Below are 16,417 nucleotides of genomic sequence, written 5' to 3'. Positions count from 1 at the left end.
ATGGGCGATGAACAGCTTAAATCATCGTCCCAGAAAATGTCTCGGCTTCAAAACGCCGCACCAAGTATTTATGAAGCAGTTACAATCGCATCAACATGTGGTTGCACTTCGAAATTGAATCCGCCTACTTAAAAATAAGGTAACATTAAGTTTTACTTTTGGATGCCGAGTGGCGCATGGACATCACCCTACTTGACGGTTACAGCATCTGCTTATCCACTCCCACCGTCGAAGATTACTGTCGCTTGCGCAGCGGTAGTGGCTTGAGTGCAAAAACTATCGAAGCGGCGAGTCGTGGCTTGCTCAATAGTTTATTTGCAGTGCAAATCATCCATCAGCACACTACGATCGGCATGGGACGCATCATTGGGGATGGGGGATGTTTTTATCAGGTGGTCGATATTGCGGTATTACCTGAGCATCAGGGCAAAGGTCTGGGGAAAATTATCATGCAAGAAATCATGCGATTTATTGACAATGAAGTTCCCTCCAGCGCGTATGTCAGTCTGATCGCCGATGGAAAAGCACAGGATTTGTATGCGCAGTTTGGTTTTAAGCACACTGCGCCACGTTCAGTTGGAATGGCGATCAAAATCTAAAAAACGGCAGGAATTATTCCCTGCCGTTCGCGCTTATGCCTCAAGCAATTCTTGTTCTCTTAATGTTGGCAACCATAAAGTAACCGTGGTTCCTACGTCTTTTTCACTCTGAACCTCGACCCTGCCGCCGTGCAATTCGATAATTTCTTTCACGATACACATGCCTAAGCCGGTGCCCGGAATATTTCCAGATGGATCAGCGCGGAAAAATCGTTCAAACAAACGTGACATTTGTGCTGGTGTTAAGCCGATTCCTTGATCGGTGACACGCAAGCCAATTTCGGTTTCACCGTCGTGTTCCTCACACATGACATGGAGGTCAATATTCCCGCCTTGAGGTGAATATTTATACGCATTACTCAGGACATTCATCAAGGATTGCCCGATTTTTTCTGCGTCGACTTTGACATCGGGCAGGTTCTCGCTGATGCTGACATTGACACGCCGCGGGTCATTATTCACCAGCAATGCCGCCACGGCATTTTCCACAATCGGTGCAATGGCTTGGACTGTAAATTTAAAGTCCTTACCGGCGCGCGCCTCTATGCGTGCCAGATCAAGCAATTCATTGATGAGATTAATCATAACGCCTGCTTGACGATTGATTGTTCCCAACAAGTCTTTTTGGGTAACTTCATCATATTTGCGACGCAATAGTAATTCTGAAAAGCCGAAAATACTCGCCATTGGCGTACGTAGTTCATGTGCCGCTGTGGAGAGGAACTCACTTTTAATACGATCGATTTCAGTTTCTCGCGTCACATCGCGGAAGTAAATTACTTGTTCTAAAGACCCCGCCGCGACCATCCTGATTGAGCGGATTAATATACGAGTCTGTGGTGTAGAAAGATGTACCATTTGCTGCCGCGCCTGAACCATATCGTCATCTGAATCAAGCACCAGATTAATGATGTTTTCATCTTGTGCAGAAACGTAGATGTACGCAGGATCAGCCAGATCCTGCATCAGATAATCAAATTCGGCCATGCTCAAATTCTGCAATTTAGTATGAGTAAAGCCGGTCATTTCCAAAAATGCAGGATTCACATTCGTTAGCTTGCCATTCGCATCAAAGGCCACCACACCGTCAGGACTCAAGGTGCAGATTGCATCAAGGCGCATTGACCGGATACGTAAATTTTCTTCCGCAAGGACACGGTCGGTAACATCGCTTTGGCTACTTACATAATGGGTAACCTTGCCATCATGGTCTATCACGGGTGCCACCGATAAATCATTCCAGAACAAAGTGCCGTCTTTACGGTAATTACGCAATAGCACTTTGCATTCACGACCTTCCTTGATCGCTTGAGAGAGCTCCGCAATTTCCAGTTGAAAACGATCGTCTGCCTGCAGCAAGCTACAGTTCATACCCAACATTTCACTGGCGCTATAGCCGGTAATTCTTTCAAACGCAGGATTGGTATAAATAATAGGCTGACTAGCCATCGTCATATCGGCAATTGCAATACCGTTATTTGCAGCTTCGATGGCTTTTAAACGCAATTGCAAAATTGCTTCCGCCATTTTATCGTCGCTAATATCCCTGACCATCAAAGAATAATTAATCTCATCATTTTGATTAAATTGACTCAAGGACACTGCTAACGGAAATTGGTCACCGGAAGACCGAATACCAAATGATTCAAACCTTGCGGTGCGCATCGCACTACCAGCATTACCATAGCTGTTCAGAACGTCTTCAAGCTTATTGAGATTCATGCCTTCAATGATCTCCTGAAGTGGAAAATCAGAAAGCTTATTTGCAGACAAACCAAATATATGTTCAGCAGCGAGATTCACTGATTTGACCCGGCCGCTTCCATCAACGCGCAAAATTCCATCTGCGGCAGAGTCCAGCACTGCTCTCAAGGCGTTTTCGCTATGACTTAATTGGGTTGTCATTGCCTTCGCCATGCCAAACGCACGATTGCGGGTCGCCGCCAGATTGGTCACAACAAAGGTCAGTAATAAAGTTACCAATACACCCGCAGCAAAGATCATGTGGCTAATCATATTATTTGATAAAGCCTGAAACGCAGGTAAACTGGCAAATCGCAAGGTCCAGATTTTTCCTTCAAACTCTATCTCACGTGTACTAACGTACGGTGCATTGTCAAATTGGTTCACCGGTGCGCTAGAGAACAGCATGTTTTTCCCGGTCAAATCTTTGCCATCAAATACTTCAACACCAACGGTAGCATCGACATTGACGAGGACGTTACGCATCATGTCTTCTACACGGAAAGGACTATAAACATAACCGAGCAGTGATTCGCGGCGCTCCTCAACAGACCCTCTTGGTAAGTCGTGTTTATAGACTGGCAAAAACATCAGAAATCCAGCCTGGTTTCCTTCTTTGCCTTCCTGCACCAATTTAACCCGTCCAGTTAATGAAGGTTCGCCACTATCTCGCGCTTGCTCCAACGCCGTCCGCCTGACACTTTCTGACGCTAAATCATAGCCAAATGCATGTAGATTACGTCCCCAGAAGGGTTCTAGATAAACTACAGTCAGATATTCGTCGCTGCGCGTTGCAGGATGTATCGTATATTCAGGATATCCCTCAGCACGTATTTTTATCGTATGTTCATTCTTATCCTTGTCAGCGACACGTAAAATAAAACCGACCCCCTGAATGCCTGGTGAAGTTTCATCAAGCCGCAAGCTAGAAACATAGGTGCGCCATTGTTCGCGTGAGGTATTGTTATTCATATTGAACAAGGCAGCGCCACCACGCAGGATTTGTTCGTTACTATTCATGCGTCGCGCTAAAGACGTGCTGATGAGTTCACCTGTGCTAATAAAGCGCGCTTTTTCTATATCCTCGTGGTTGCGGATACTAATACTCCAGACCGCGTAAGAGATACTTAAGCCCGCTACCAAAATCAGACAACCTAACCATTCTTTTCGGAAAAATCGTGAAATAGGATGACGTAGCGGGCGGACGTCGGCTGGTGATTGTTGCTGGTTCATGATTTTCTCCTACCCATTGTGGGCACATCTAATTACATATCAAATGTAGCGCGCATGGAATGAGCATTAACAAAAATATTCTTGAAACATAGTTCAACACTTATGCATTTCAACGAACGGGGACTCGCCGCGAGAAATAACGCGGTCGACTTCATCAATCAATTGATAAAAATTGAATGGTTTTTCAAAAAATGCAGCTGCACCGCATCGAAACCCCTGCTCCTTTTCATCTTGTTGAAAAAAAGCACTCAAAATGATAATAGGTATCCGACACAAATCAGGGTCGCCTTTAATCGCCTGACATAAAGCAAATCCATCAACAATGCCCGGCATACGCAGATCCATAATTAAACATGCTGGTTTGTGCAGATGCGCCAGCGCCAGCGCTTTCTCGCCGTTACCCGCTTCGATCACAGGATAGCGTTCGATCTCCATCACCATGCGCACCATTTGCCGCGCATCTGACTGATCGTCAACAACTAGAATGGTTGGTTTCATGCCAGTACTCCACTCGATTCAATTTCAGCGAAATACCGGTCTATGATATCCATCAATTCGAGCGGACTAAATGGCTTGATCATGTAAGAATTGGCACCGACTTTAAGACCAGTATCAATATCCGATTGCTGGCCTCTGGCAGTCAGCATAATGATTTTAGTATGTACATAGTCTGGATTTTTTTTCAGTCTTTCGCAGACCTGTAAACCATCCATACTCCCAGGCATCATGACATCTAACAAAATGATATGTGGGGCAACCGTCAATGCCAGGTTATAGCCACTATCACCGTTATCGGCCTCGTGCAATTCGTAATCACCAAAATCGAGCGTCATACGAATTAGCTTTCTGATGTCTGCCTGATCTTCAACGATCAGTATACGTTTGGTTTTCATTTTTTCCTCCGCTACACAACGACTTACTGCGATGATCTACAGCATTAAACTACTGCAATAAACTACGCCAATTAAATACACCAATTAAATACATCACTTAAATACAGCAAAAATTTGTATTCAATAAATCGATTATTTTTTTCCAGATGCTTGCGCCGCTTTAGCTGACTGCATGCGCTGCATTAACGCCACCATGTCGTGGGCATAACGCTGCGCCTGCTGTGCGTCAAGTACTTGGGTATCATTGACTGGCGCACCAGTGGCTAACTCCAGATTAAATTCAATGATGTCATCACCATCACCTTCAATCACTGTCATGCGACCACCATGCAAGTGTAGAATTTGCTGACAAATCGGCAGCCCTAATCCCGGTCCTTTTGCTGGCGTACCAGCTGGTTTAGAACCGCTGGCTTTTTTATCTTTAACGTATTCTTCAACCTGATTAAAAGGTACAAATAATTTTTTCTGCATCAGCGCTTTGCTGGCAAATTGACCATGGTTACGCAGGCTCAGGATGACGTGTGTGCCAGTACAACGCAAAATGATTTCTAAACGCGATTTTGGCAAAGCATGACGAGCCGCGTTGTTGATCAACTCGCGCAAAGCGCGTGTCAGCCATATACTGCTGCCGTAGACAGGAGGTAATTCTGCATCGAGGCCATCTAAATAAATTTCGAGACCACGCGATTCCAACTGTTTATTTTCGGCATTCAGAGCGGTTGTAATCATCGCTTCAAACAGTAGGCGTTCCTGATCAACTAACGGTGAGGTTCCAAATAATTCAGCCAACATTTCGATTCTTTGCAGGCGTTCTGAAATCACCTTGCCGTTTTCTACCAGGCCTTGCATTTCAGGCGAACTATCCTCTTCTGAAAAAAAGTCCAGTTGTTGAGCGAACTGATAAATTGGTTTGGCCAGATCAATACGGATAAATTCATAAAAATTCTTCAGCGTCATTTCAAAAAACTGCTTTTCCGTCTGAATTTGCGTCACGATGGCGTATTGATCTGCAATCGGCAACGGCATAATCTTGGCAATACAACCTGCCGGACTGCCTAATTGAGTTGGCAATGGCACCAGCAAAGGTGCCTTACCAAAGCCGGCAGCCAGATCGCGAACACCTTTGACGACGCGGGGATCCGGAAATGCCACCCCAACTTTTGCTGAAAAAATCGTCGCGCCCGGCTCATTGACATATTGTGTTATGCCCTCTTTGTCCGCAATCGCAACGCCATCACTCAGCGCATCAAAAAAAATTTTCATTTGTGCATTCATGACCTGCTCCTGCGCTGTTTCCAAGTGTCGATATGTGCGCTAATAGATTTCAAAAGTTGCGCGGGAACGATAGGCTTCTTGTGACATTCAACCTGCCCCGCAAACCCACCGGACTCGATGATTTGCTGTTCCGTCATTGTGGTAGTAACGATGACCTTCATTGCTACCCGAGACGCCAGGCGATTAATCGCATTCAATATTTCAAAACCATTGGCATGCGGTGTGACAACGTCGGCAACCAGTAAGTCAGGAGGTGCTTCGCCGATTTTTATCAAACTCTCCAAGGGATTTTGGATGAAGCGTACTTTGATTTTGCTACCGGGGAAATTGGCATATAAAGCATTTAGAGCTAAATGCAGAGACTCATCCCCAACAACCAGCATGTCGAATATCTCCTGGCGATCAATGGGATCGGCTGTGTCAGATGTGTCAGGTGGATTGATCGGCTCAATTTTCCGTCCGTTATTGATGTCTGAACGTTTGCCTGAGCCTGCGGCGCACATGGCATCAATAGAACTTTTAAAAATACGTCCATGACCACCCGGCGTCTTCCATGCGTTGAGCCGTCCCTGGGCAACCCACATTTGTACCGCTCGGATGCTCACCTGAAGACGATCCGCGGCATCACGGGTTGATAGCGTTTCAACATCTGTTTGAGTGTCCTTGTGGGTTTTCATGATTTATCTCATTTCGTCTTTTTCATCCTATGCGTTTATTTCGTATTTACAAGGAGCAACATTTTAACAATTGTTAAATTTTTTATGATGCTTATATAGCAAGCTTTAAAAACACATCTTTGCCATGATCAGCGAAATAGACGCTGCACTTTAGTTTCAAATAACTATGCAAAGGCAGTTACAATCATGACTTCCCCCTATTTTTTGAAGTTTTATCGTTTTTTATGGCACGCCTACAATTACAATTTCCCGAAGATCAGTATTACTACTCAACGCCGTTGACAGTTCGTGTCACTGACATTAACGGTGCAAACCATTTAGGCAATGACTCGATGGTGTCGATGATCTCTGAAGCCAGAGCGAGGTTCTTGTATGAATTTGGTATTCGTGAGACTGCCCAGGAAGGCGTCGGCATTATCGTGACGGATCTGGCGACCACGTATAAGGCCGAAGCGCATGCACGCGACCAACTGTTGTTTGAAGTGGGAGTGATGGATTTCAATAAATATGGTGGCGATATTATTTTCCGAATTTCGCGCCCGGCAAATCAGACCATGGTGGCCATGGCGAAATCCGGTTTTGTATTTTTTGACTACCAAGCAGGTAAGGTAGTAGCAATGCCTGATGATTTCAAAGCGAAATTCTCTCGTGTTAATTACATCGATCAGGCTTAATTTATTTAGTCAGATAAGAGAGCAACCCATTTTTTCAGAAAGAAAAATATGCAAACTATCGCCAATATTGTGGTTGCATTGATCGCGGTTTTACATGTTTATATTCTGGTACTTGAAATGTTTTTATGGGATAAGCCAGCGGGCATGCGCGCTTTTCGGCAAACCAAAGAATCAGCCGCAGCCACCAAAGTACTAGCAGCAAATCAAGGTTTGTATAACGGCTTTTTGGCTGCTGGCTTGTTCTGGGGCGCGTTATCTGGCGCTGCGGGGTACGAGATAAAAATCTTTTTCCTGTCGTGCGTTTTCATTGCGGGCGTTTATGGCGCGCTGACTGCCAGCCGGAAAATTATCTTCATACAAAGTGTTCCAGCATTGCTTGGTCTGGTGTTGGTACATTTGATCTGATCCAATGCAAAACAAAAAGGCAGTGTCATCGCAGCCTTTTTTTGCCACAACTTATATTGAAAATCTATAAATAGAGCATCCGATGTTGTTCTTCTTCCGAAGGCTCGATATTGCGTTCTTCATAAAACGCGTAAATCGCATCGACGATGTTCGCAGGCTCATCGATTAACTGCACCAGATTTAAATCTTCCGCTGCAATCATGCCGTTACCTGCCATCTGCGTCTTAATCCATTCCAACAAACCACTCCAAAAGCTGGTACCGACCAATATTACCGGGATATGCCTGGTTTTCCCGGTTTGCATCAAGGTTAATACTTCACTAACCTCGTCCATCGTACCGAATCCGCCGGGATAAACCACGTAAGCGTCAGCGTATTTGACGAAAGCTACTTTGCGGGCGAAAAAGTGGCGAAAAGTCAGACTGATATTTTGCCAGGGATTGCTTTTTTGCTCATGTGGCAATTCGATATTTAAACCAACAGAAGGTGATTTACCTTCATAGGCGCCTTTATTGGCGGCTTCCATAATGCCAGGCCCGCCGCCAGAAACCACGGCAAAGCCTTCATCTGACAGACGCCGAGCCAAATCAACGCAACTTTGGTAATACGGATCATCTTGCTTAGTTCTTGCTGAACCAAAAATTGTTACTGCCGGACCAATATTTGAAAGTCGCTCCGTAGAGTCGATAAACTCTGCCATAATTGTGAACATATGCCATGATTCGCGCGCTTTTAAGGCAGTTGCCTTATCTTTGTCCATCATCTGGCGCAACCTAGTTACATTTTTTCTGTTCTCGTTCATATGCAAAATACCCTGTTGTTAGTCGATGGTTCCAGCTATTTGTACCGTGCTTTTCATGCTATGCCTGATCTGCGCAACCCGCAAGGGGAGCCCACCGGCGCCATTTACGGCATGATCAATATGCTGCGCCGCCTGCGTAGCGATTATCCGGCAGCATACATGGCGTGCGTCTTTGATGCAAAAGGCAAAACTTTCCGGGATGATCTTTATCCTGAATACAAAGCGCAACGAGCGCCTATGCCTGATGATTTACGATTACAAATAGAACCTATCCACGAAGTCGTTAAAGCTATGGGCTGGCCAATTCTGATGGTCGAAGGAGTCGAAGCCGATGACGTCATTGGTACGTTAGCCGTTGAAGCTAGCAAATTAGGCATGAATACCGTGGTCTCGACTGGCGACAAGGATCTGGCACAACTGGTCAATCCCCAAGTCATGCTAATCAACACCATGACCAACGAAAAAATGGACGAACCTGGTGTCCTGGCAAAATTTGGCGTACCACCCAACCGCATTATCGATTATTTAACACTGATCGGTGATACGGTCGACAATGTTCCAGGCGTTACTAAATGCGGTCCCAAAACAGCCGTCAAATGGCTGACAGAATTCGATAGCTTAGATGGCGTCGTCGCCAACGCCGATAAAATCAAAGGCGTCGTAGGCGACAACCTGCGCGCAGCACTTGAGTGGTTACCGCGTGGTCGTGAATTGATCACGGTTAAAACAGATTGTGACCTTACTGCCCATTATCAATCAATTCAGACTAGCTTAGTTTCGCAAGTCGAAAGCAAAGAAGCCATGCTGGCGTTTTTTACGCGCTATGGTTTCAAAACATGGTTACGAGAATTGTCCGGTGACGCGACAGCGGGCGCAACGCCGCTCAAAAGCGGATCAGCTTCAGCATCGTCAGGCAATACACCAACGCAGGCAGGCTTGTTTAATGAGGAAGCAAATGCAGACAACGGTGTTCCACAAGTGGTCATCAAAAATTATGAAACGGTGTTAACTGAAGCAGCATTAGATGAATGGATTCATCGCATCAATGCCGCCAGTTTAACCGCCGTGGATACAGAAACGACATCGCTTGAACCAATGACTGCGCAGCTGGTTGGGATCTCATTGTGCTGCGAAGTCGGCCACGCTTGTTACATCCCCGTCGCGCATAATTACGGTGACTGTCCAGCCCAATTATCGCGCGAATTGGTATTGACCAAGCTCAAGCAATGGTTGGAAGACGACAGCAAAGCAAAAGTTGGACAAAACTTAAAATATGATACGCATATTTTTGCGAACCAAGGTGTGCATTTGCGCGGCATCAAACATGATACGTTACTTGAATCCTATGTGTTTGAATCACATAAATCGCACGACATGGATAGTCTGGCCTTGCGCCATCTCGGCAAAAAAACGATTAGCTTTGAAGAAGTATGTGGAAAAGGCGCGGCGCAGATTTGCTTCGACCAGGTCGATCTCGAACGTGCCACGGCGTATGCGGCAGAAGATGCTGACATCACGCTACAGTTACATCTGGCAATGTGGCCAGAGATCGAACCCGATGTTAATTTGCAGCGCGTTTATCACGACATTGAATTACCAACGTCTATCGTATTGCAAAAGATTGAACGTAACGGCGTACTGATCAATAAAGACTTGCTCGCGACGCAATCCAATGAAATTGGTAAGCGTTTGCTGGAACTGGAACAAAAAGCCTATGAGCTGGCAGATCAACCATTCAATCTGAATTCACCAAAACAATTAGGTGAAATTTTCTTTGGCAAACTTGGTTTGCCAGTCGTGAAGAAAACGCCATCCGGTGCACCGTCAACGGATGAGGAAGTATTGCAGAAATTGGCAGAAGACTACCCTTTACCTAAGGTGCTGCTCGAATACCGTGGTTTAGCTAAACTCAAATCCACCTATACCGATAAGTTGCCAAAGATGGTCAATAACGACACCGGACGTGTTCATACCAATTATGCGCAAGCGGTCGCGGTAACAGGTCGATTGGCGTCGAATGATCCGAATCTACAAAATATTCCGGTGCGAACTGCCGAAGGTCGCCGTATTCGTGAAGCGTTTATCGCGGCACCTGGCAATGTGATTATCTCTGCGGATTATTCGCAAATCGAATTGCGCATCATGGCCCACATTTCTGGTGATGCCAGTTTACTCAAGGCATTTGCCGATGGTGAAGACGTACACAAAGCGACGGCGTCCGAAATTTTCGGCGTCTCGTTACCTGAAGTCACCAGCGAGCAACGCCGCTACGCCAAAGTGATCAACTTTGGCCTGATCTACGGCATGAGCGCATTTGGTCTGGCGGGCAACCTCGGCATCGAACGGAGTGCTGCGCAAAACTATATCGACAAATACTTCCAACGTTATCCGAGTGTTGCGCAGTATATGGCGGACACGCGCACAAAAGCCAAAGCGCATGGCTATGTTGAAACAGTATTTGGACGGCGTTTATGGTTAGCAGAAATTAACAGCCCAAATGGTCCACGCCGTCAGGGGGCTGAACGTGCGGCGATTAATGCACCGATGCAAGGAACCGCGGCAGATCTCATTAAACTCGCGATGATTGCCGTTCAGAACTGGCTAGAAAACGACCACCTCCAATCCAAAATGATTATGCAAGTGCATGATGAACTGGTGCTGGAAGTACCTGAATCAGAATTAGAATTAGTGAAGAAAAAATTGCCGGAACTGATGGCTAATGTCGCTCAATTGAATGTGCCGTTGTTAGCAGAAGTGGGCGTCGGTGCGAACTGGGAAGAAGCGCATTAAATTTTTCTGAAAATATAATCCCGTGCAATTAGACCGTAGCTGATTGCACGGGATTTTTATGTTGCAACGATCTTACTTCTTTTCAGCCAGCCATTCAGTGTGTGCTGATTCTGCAGCTTTGATGGCGCGGTCAATATGTTCCAAAGCACGGTGACGCAATTCGCGTGCATCAGGGTTATCTTCTTCTTTACTGATATCAGTGTGCGCTTTTTTCAGTGTTTCAATGGCTTTCAACAAACGGCTACCATGTTCTTTCACGTCAACGTTTGGATGGTCATTTAGGTTCTTACCATCGTCAATAGAAGCACGTTTTATTTCATTAATCGCAGCGTCAATTTCATTGATGCCTTTATCTTCACCTGCATACACTTTAGCATCACCTGCCTGATGATACAGAAACCAACGAGCGGTTCGCAAATCAGTCAATGCATGCAGATAAGCAGGATGTTTACCAGGCAATACCTGTGCCATCATCGCTAGTGGAGAGAGCCCCGCAACAAGTGCCAAAGGGATCAGACATTTTACGAGTTTGTTCATTGCAATTCCTTTAAACGAATTTAGAAGTATCATGTTGTTCATGCGTTAATCGATGAAAATAATGATCAAAAATAATGATCAACAAAGGTGATCAAGAACCATGATCAACGACAATGATCCACATTCAAGCGCACCAATTATGATCAACAAAAACATTAACGCTGCGTTTCCAATAACGAAGGATTTGATCGATGGTTGACAAAGTTGTTTATCTCAAACCTGAGATCAATTTCCAACTCAAAGTCACCAATTCCAACGTAATCGAGCGCGACATCATATCCGTGCAGCAATATATTTGTTAGCATGATTCTGCATCAGTGTGTATCGTCAATATGTCAAAATATTTCCAAGCGGCATTTTTCTTTGCTGGTTTTTCGACGATCTGAAACTCAAGAATTTGAGTGCATATCAACGATTAGAACCCACGCACGCGGGACCTAATACGCTTATACTTAACAACTTAGATCCATTTTTTTCAATCGTATTTTCACTATTTTTGTCACTATGCTGAAGATTATCAAAGTCGATTTGCATCAGCCGCAGCATGCCAGGGATCTGCTGTTCTTACTCAATAGTTATGCCTGTGACCCTATGGGCGGCGGCGAGCCTTTATCAGCTTATACGCAACAGAATTTGATAGCCGCTTTGCAAGCGCGTTCTACCGTGCATAGCTTTTTGGCCTATCAAAATGAAAAGCCTGCTGGTTTTGCGATTTGTATTGAGGGTTTTTCAACGTTCGCCTGCAAGCCTTTACTCAACATCCATGATTTTGCTGTGCATCCAGACTTTCGTGGCTTGGGAATCTCGAAGCAATTGATGGGTTTCATTAGCAACTTTGCACAGGCACAAGCTTATTGCAAAATGACGCTCGAAGTACTTGAAGGTAATACACCCGCACGCACTTTGTATCTCGATCAAGGCTTTGTGACGTACGAGCTCGACCCATCGATCGGTGGCGCGATCATGATGCAAAAAAAATTTGCATCAGCTCAGTGTTGATGCGGTTCTTAGTTGATCTGGGTTGATCTGAGTTGATGCAAGTTCAAGTGTATTGTTGCGATCATTGATCGATCGATCTTTTTGGGTTGAAAAATAGTGATTACATGTCTGATCTGTAGTGAAAACAACTATTACAATGGCAGGTGGTTTTTTATTGCTGATTGAAGCGCAGTCGATTTAATAACATCATATAAAGGAAGACAAATGGCAGTTGATTTCAAAGGCAGAGTCGCCATCGTCACTGGTGCTGGTGGTGGTCTAGGGCGTGAACACGCGTTAGCGCTGGCTGCGCGGGGTGCAAAGGTGGTAGTCAATGATCTGGGTGGAGCCCGCGATGGCTCAGGATCTTCTTTAACGGCAGCACAAGCCGTAGTGGAAGAAATCCGTGCGGCTGGTGGCGAAGCGATTGCCAATGGTGCCTCCGTCACCGATTTTTCCGCCGTCCAGGCAATGGTGGCAGAAACCATCGAGCAATGGGGTCGGATCGATATTCTGATCAATAACGCTGGCATTTTACGCGACAAAACGTTTGCCAAAATGGAGATCGAAGATTTCAAACTAGTTATGGATGTCCATCTGATGGGCGCCGTGCATTGCTGTAAAGCCGTCTGGCCGCACATGACGGAACAAAAATATGGCCGAATTGTGATGACAACTTCGTCATCCGGGCTCTATGGTAATTTTGGTCAATCCAATTACGGCGCAGCCAAATTAGCGCTGGTCGGTCTGATGCAAACCTTGGCAATCGAAGGCGCAAAGTACGATATCCGTGTCAATAGCCTGGCACCGACCGCAGCCACACGCATGACTGAAAGTTTATTCCCCGCAGAATTTTTGCAGGCATTAAAAGCAGCCGATGTAGTTCCAGCAATGCTGGTGTTAGCGGCCGAAGAAGCGCCTACCCGCGCCATTTTATGCGCTGGTGCAGGTAGCTTTGAAGCGGCGAACATCACCTTGACGCAAGGAATTTGGGTTGGGCGTGGTAGCGATGCGCCCGAACAACTTGCAGCGCGTTTGGCTGAAGTACGTCTGCGTGATGGCGAAACTGTACCGGACAGCGGCGCTGCACAAGGGCATCTGGAACTCACTAAAGCGATGAGTAACGTGCAAAAAACATAAGTAATTTATTATCAAAATGACTTCGCTCGCTTAATATTTTAACAAGCGAGCGAATTTTATACACCCAGGGTGTATGATCAAATTTCAACCCAAAGCCAAATATCCATAAAGATATTTATATATACTCCCCTGATTTTCAGTATATTTTTTATCTTTAACAAAACAGATTGCTGACGCCAGCAAAAGTCTGTGCCACACTAAGCTCATGACACTCACAGAATTAAAATACATTGTCGCCGTTGCGCGGCAAAAGCATTTCGGTCATGCAGCAGAAGCTTGCTTTGTTGCACAACCGACGTTGTCGGTTGCGATCAAAAAACTTGAAGATGAATTGGGTGTCACTATTTTTGAACGTGGCGGCACCGAAGTGTCCACCACGCCGCTGGGCGCACAAATCGTGGCACAAGCGGAACGTGTTCTTGAGCAAACAGCCGCCATCAAAGAAATCGCCAAACAAAACAAAGACCCGTTAGCTGGATCTTTCCGGCTCGGTGTGATCTACACGATCGGGCCTTATTTGCTACCGACATTGGTCAAAACCATGATACAGCGGGTGCCTCAGATGCCGTTGGTCTTGCAAGAAAACTTTACCGTCAAACTGATAGAGCTCTTGCGGCAAGGCGAGCTGGATGCTGCCATCATGGCCTTACCTCTCCCTGAACAGGGCATGATGGTACAAGCCTTATACGATGAACCATTTGTCGTAGCGATGCCAAAAGATCATGCATGGGTGGGTCGTGATGAGGTTTCATCAGCTGAATTGAAGTCTGAGACCATGCTACTGCTAGGGAACGGGCATTGTTTCCGTGATCAAGTGCTCGAAGTATGTCCAGAAATGGCGCGCTTCTCTACCACTGGGGATGGCATTGCCCGAACGTTTGAAGGTTCGTCCTTAGAAACTATACGACACATGGTTGCCTCAGGGATAGGCTTAACCGTATTGCCAATAGCCTCCGTACCGGATATGACCAGTACCGATGGTATGTTGCGTTATGTGCGGTTTGCAAAACCTGTTCCTGACCGGCGCGTCGTTATTGCATGGCGTAAAAGCTTTACACGTCAGGCGGCAATTGAAGCCATACGCGACGCTGTACTTTCATGCGATTTACCCGGCGTTACAATGCTAAACGAAAGTGCCATCGTGCAATAACACGGTTCGGAAAGTCCGACGTTACCAAAGCTTTATCGCTTATTTCGCGATCATCGACTGCATCAAATCTGCTTGCTTACCGGAATCAAATAGGGAACTGCCCCCAAAATTTAGTTTATCTTTACACAAATTTACGTCTTATTTCGTCAATCGAATGTACTATCGTTCGTTGAAAGAAAAATACGCCATCAAAATCATTGCGTGAAGACAACTAAAAATATAATTTATCTAAATTCGAATAATCGGATGAATATTCGCCCAAGCTAGTGCGAATATCATTTAAACGACAAAAAACTCATTCCCTGAGTTTGATACGTTTCATTGCTTTACAAGAATAATTGATGAAACTATATTTACATTTCCTACTTTTCTGAAAACGCGCGCTAATTATGAATCGCCCTGATACACAAACCCTCGGTGGAACAGTCAATGTACGTATAGGCAAGGTTTATATGAACTTGTCTAAAGCGCACAAAAAAGCTGCCGATTATGTTTTATCAAATGTGTTCAGATCGGCGACGATGTCTATTGATGAACTCGCCAATGCTGTCGGTATATCCGTGGCCACGGCAAACCGCTTTGCCCGCGCATTAGGATTTGAAGGTTACCCACAATTCAGAGCGGAGTTAGTGACTGGTTTTGAAGCCATGCTGGCACCAATCGATAACTTACGTAGCGAAGTCAACCGTCCCGCCACCAGCACAGAAATTGTTGCCGGCTCTCTCAATGAAGATTTAGCAAATCTCGAAGCTACGCGTCGTGGACTCGATGCAGATTCCTGCAATCAGGCAGTGAAAATGATTTTAAATGCAGAACGCATTTACATTGTTGGTTATGGTGCCAGTGCGTTTTTAGCCGGTTTAATGGCGCATAATCTGGATCCGTTTTGCAGCACTGTGCAGTCAACGATCGGCTCCGGCGGGCCTTCAACAGTAGCGCGTCAGTTATTCAAATTCACACCGCGCGATCTGGTCATTGGCATATCCTTTCCACGATATGCAGAAGACGTCGTCACCATCATGCGCCAGATCAAAGAAAAGCAGGTGCCGATCCTGGCGTTAACAGATGCACCGAGTTCACCCCTTGCCGCCTTAGCAAATGTCACCTTATATGCACAAACCCGACGTCATTTTTCACCAAACTCGGAAGGCGCGGCTTTATGCCTGATCGAAGCACTCTGCAGTGCGGTCGCGCATCAGGCCGAAGCACCAGTTCATGCCGCTTCTGAAATGACGAAATTTGTTTTGCATTGGCTCTATCAAGATCCAGCGAATACCGCCAAAAAAATTCCACAATCTGATCGCAACTTATTGGATCTTGAAAGACCTGCCTGATCTTTCTTGCGTCAGCTTTTGTCAGAAAAAATAAGCGGCTAACCATGCCGCTTATTTATTTCGCGAGTTCAATTTTGAAGTGCAAGCGTATTTTTGAAGAATACCTGATTGGGTGTAAGGTATCCTAACCTTTTTCTTGGTCGATTATTCAGTCTATTCATGGCGTGATCAATCTCCTGTTGTGTAA

15 protein-coding genes and 2 pseudogenes are annotated in these 16,417 nt (G+C 45.6%); 9 read left to right on the top strand and 8 right to left on the bottom strand.

Features of this window, described 5'->3' with window-relative positions; translation table 11 throughout:
* Nucleotides 1-118 (top strand): annotated as a pseudogene (locus ACO0K1_RS18860) (IS30 family transposase); the annotation flags it as partial.
* A 58-nt stretch (nucleotides 119-176) separates the two neighbouring features.
* Nucleotides 177-599 carry a GNAT family N-acetyltransferase gene (locus ACO0K1_RS18855; protein WP_423028549.1) on the top strand — a complete coding sequence of 141 codons (423 nt, stop codon included), beginning with the start codon at nucleotides 177-179 and terminating at the stop codon, nucleotides 597-599.
* Nucleotides 600-632: 33 nt separating this feature from the next.
* Here ACO0K1_RS18855 and ACO0K1_RS18850 read toward each other — a convergent pair whose 3' ends face one another.
* The 5 genes from ACO0K1_RS18850 to ACO0K1_RS18830 all read right to left on the bottom strand — a co-directional run bounded on the left by ACO0K1_RS18850 (nucleotide 633) and on the right by ACO0K1_RS18830 (nucleotide 6,420).
* Nucleotides 633-3,575, bottom strand: coding sequence for a CHASE domain-containing protein (locus ACO0K1_RS18850; RefSeq protein ID WP_423028547.1), 2,943 nt, complete (start codon nucleotides 3,573-3,575; stop codon nucleotides 633-635).
* A 93-nt stretch (nucleotides 3,576-3,668) separates the two neighbouring features.
* Entirely contained in the window at nucleotides 3,669-4,073 is a 405-nt protein-coding gene (locus ACO0K1_RS18845; protein ID WP_423028545.1) for a response regulator, read from the bottom strand.
* The gene (locus tag ACO0K1_RS18840) at nucleotides 4,070-4,468 is read right to left on the bottom strand and encodes a response regulator transcription factor (RefSeq protein WP_423028543.1); all 399 of its coding nucleotides are present in this window, start codon (nucleotides 4,466-4,468) and stop codon (nucleotides 4,070-4,072) included. Before ACO0K1_RS18840 ends, ACO0K1_RS18845 begins: the two co-directional genes overlap by 4 nt.
* A 132-nt stretch (nucleotides 4,469-4,600) precedes the next feature.
* Nucleotides 4,601-5,743 (bottom strand): sensor histidine kinase, encoded by a 1,143-nt coding sequence (locus tag ACO0K1_RS18835; protein ID WP_423028541.1) that lies wholly within the window; start codon nucleotides 5,741-5,743, stop codon nucleotides 4,601-4,603.
* Nucleotides 5,740-6,420, bottom strand: coding sequence for a response regulator (locus ACO0K1_RS18830; protein WP_423028539.1), 681 nt, complete (start codon nucleotides 6,418-6,420; stop codon nucleotides 5,740-5,742). The genes ACO0K1_RS18835 and ACO0K1_RS18830 overlap by 4 nt, the downstream gene beginning before the upstream one ends.
* Nucleotides 6,421-6,644: 224 nt before the next feature.
* Between ACO0K1_RS18830 and ACO0K1_RS18825 the strand changes: the two genes are divergently transcribed.
* Together ACO0K1_RS18825 and ACO0K1_RS18820 are read left to right on the top strand one after the other, a co-directional pair.
* On the top strand, nucleotides 6,645-7,094 hold the full coding sequence (locus tag ACO0K1_RS18825) for a thioesterase family protein (protein WP_423028537.1): 450 nt from the start codon (nucleotides 6,645-6,647) through the stop codon (nucleotides 7,092-7,094).
* 48 nt (nucleotides 7,095-7,142) lie between these two features.
* Nucleotides 7,143-7,499, top strand: a complete 357-nt coding sequence (locus ACO0K1_RS18820) for a DUF1304 domain-containing protein (RefSeq protein WP_423028535.1) — start codon at nucleotides 7,143-7,145, stop codon at nucleotides 7,497-7,499.
* Nucleotides 7,500-7,563: 64 nt separating this feature from the next.
* Here the strand turns inward: ACO0K1_RS18820 and ACO0K1_RS18815 are convergent, their stop codons facing one another.
* Nucleotides 7,564-8,301 carry a TIGR00730 family Rossman fold protein gene (locus ACO0K1_RS18815; RefSeq protein WP_423028533.1) on the bottom strand — a complete coding sequence of 246 codons (738 nt, stop codon included), beginning with the start codon at nucleotides 8,299-8,301 and terminating at the stop codon, nucleotides 7,564-7,566.
* On the opposite strand from ACO0K1_RS18815, the gene polA reads away from it, so the two are divergent.
* Entirely contained in the window at nucleotides 8,302-11,091 is a 2,790-nt protein-coding gene (gene polA, locus ACO0K1_RS18810) for a DNA polymerase I (RefSeq protein WP_423028531.1), read from the top strand.
* A 72-nt stretch (nucleotides 11,092-11,163) separates the two neighbouring features.
* Here the strand turns inward: polA and ACO0K1_RS18805 are convergent, their stop codons facing one another.
* Nucleotides 11,164-11,628, bottom strand: a complete 465-nt coding sequence (locus ACO0K1_RS18805) for a hypothetical protein (RefSeq protein WP_423028529.1) — start codon at nucleotides 11,626-11,628, stop codon at nucleotides 11,164-11,166.
* 504 nt (nucleotides 11,629-12,132) lie between these two features.
* On the opposite strand from ACO0K1_RS18805, the gene ACO0K1_RS18800 reads away from it, so the two are divergent.
* The 4 genes from ACO0K1_RS18800 (at nucleotide 12,133) to ACO0K1_RS18785 (ending at nucleotide 16,230) form a co-directional block, all read left to right on the top strand.
* Nucleotides 12,133-12,627, top strand: a complete 495-nt coding sequence (locus ACO0K1_RS18800; protein WP_423028527.1) for a GNAT family N-acetyltransferase — start codon at nucleotides 12,133-12,135, stop codon at nucleotides 12,625-12,627.
* 204 nt (nucleotides 12,628-12,831) lie between these two features.
* On the top strand, nucleotides 12,832-13,746 hold the full coding sequence (locus ACO0K1_RS18795) for an SDR family NAD(P)-dependent oxidoreductase (RefSeq protein ID WP_423028525.1): 915 nt from the start codon (nucleotides 12,832-12,834) through the stop codon (nucleotides 13,744-13,746).
* Nucleotides 13,747-13,951: 205 nt separating this feature from the next.
* Complete coding sequence (locus tag ACO0K1_RS18790) at nucleotides 13,952-14,896, top strand: LysR substrate-binding domain-containing protein (RefSeq protein ID WP_423028523.1); 945 nt, start codon at nucleotides 13,952-13,954, stop codon at nucleotides 14,894-14,896.
* A gap of 389 nt (nucleotides 14,897-15,285) precedes the next feature.
* Entirely contained in the window at nucleotides 15,286-16,230 is a 945-nt protein-coding gene (locus tag ACO0K1_RS18785; protein WP_423028521.1) for a MurR/RpiR family transcriptional regulator, read from the top strand.
* A 68-nt stretch (nucleotides 16,231-16,298) separates the two neighbouring features.
* Here the strand turns inward: ACO0K1_RS18785 and ACO0K1_RS18780 are convergent.
* A pseudogene (locus tag ACO0K1_RS18780) lies at nucleotides 16,299-16,417 on the bottom strand (IS30 family transposase); the annotation flags it as partial.

Origin of the sequence: Undibacterium sp. SXout20W, assembly GCF_049340285.1 — a bacterium.
Classification (GTDB): Bacteria; Pseudomonadota; Gammaproteobacteria; order Burkholderiales; family Burkholderiaceae_D; genus Undibacterium.
The sequence above is the reverse complement of the archived record's forward strand: the minus strand, read 5'-3'. Positions and strand labels throughout refer to the sequence as shown.

Coding starts and splice junctions, on each gene's coding strand:
- ACO0K1_RS18830 (WP_423028539.1), bottom strand. CDS start 6,420: ATGAAAACCCACAAGGACACTCAAACAGATGTTGAAACGCTATCAACC.
- ACO0K1_RS18815 (WP_423028533.1), bottom strand. CDS start 8,301: ATGAACGAGAACAGAAAAAATGTAACTAGGTTGCGCCAGATGATGGAC.
- ACO0K1_RS18850 (WP_423028547.1), bottom strand. CDS start 3,575: ATGAACCAGCAACAATCACCAGCCGACGTCCGCCCGCTACGTCATCCT.
- ACO0K1_RS18845 (WP_423028545.1), bottom strand. CDS start 4,073: ATGAAACCAACCATTCTAGTTGTTGACGATCAGTCAGATGCGCGGCAA.
- ACO0K1_RS18805 (WP_423028529.1), bottom strand. CDS start 11,628: ATGAACAAACTCGTAAAATGTCTGATCCCTTTGGCACTTGTTGCGGGG.
- ACO0K1_RS18790 (WP_423028523.1), top strand. CDS start 13,952: ATGACACTCACAGAATTAAAATACATTGTCGCCGTTGCGCGGCAAAAG.
- ACO0K1_RS18785 (WP_423028521.1), top strand. CDS start 15,286: ATGAATCGCCCTGATACACAAACCCTCGGTGGAACAGTCAATGTACGT.
- ACO0K1_RS18795 (WP_423028525.1), top strand. CDS start 12,832: ATGGCAGTTGATTTCAAAGGCAGAGTCGCCATCGTCACTGGTGCTGGT.
- ACO0K1_RS18820 (WP_423028535.1), top strand. CDS start 7,143: ATGCAAACTATCGCCAATATTGTGGTTGCATTGATCGCGGTTTTACAT.
- ACO0K1_RS18825 (WP_423028537.1), top strand. CDS start 6,645: ATGGCACGCCTACAATTACAATTTCCCGAAGATCAGTATTACTACTCA.
- polA (WP_423028531.1), top strand. CDS start 8,302: ATGCAAAATACCCTGTTGTTAGTCGATGGTTCCAGCTATTTGTACCGT.
- ACO0K1_RS18800 (WP_423028527.1), top strand. CDS start 12,133: ATGCTGAAGATTATCAAAGTCGATTTGCATCAGCCGCAGCATGCCAGG.
- ACO0K1_RS18840 (WP_423028543.1), bottom strand. CDS start 4,468: ATGAAAACCAAACGTATACTGATCGTTGAAGATCAGGCAGACATCAGA.
- ACO0K1_RS18855 (WP_423028549.1), top strand. CDS start 177: ATGGACATCACCCTACTTGACGGTTACAGCATCTGCTTATCCACTCCC.
- ACO0K1_RS18835 (WP_423028541.1), bottom strand. CDS start 5,743: ATGAATGCACAAATGAAAATTTTTTTTGATGCGCTGAGTGATGGCGTT.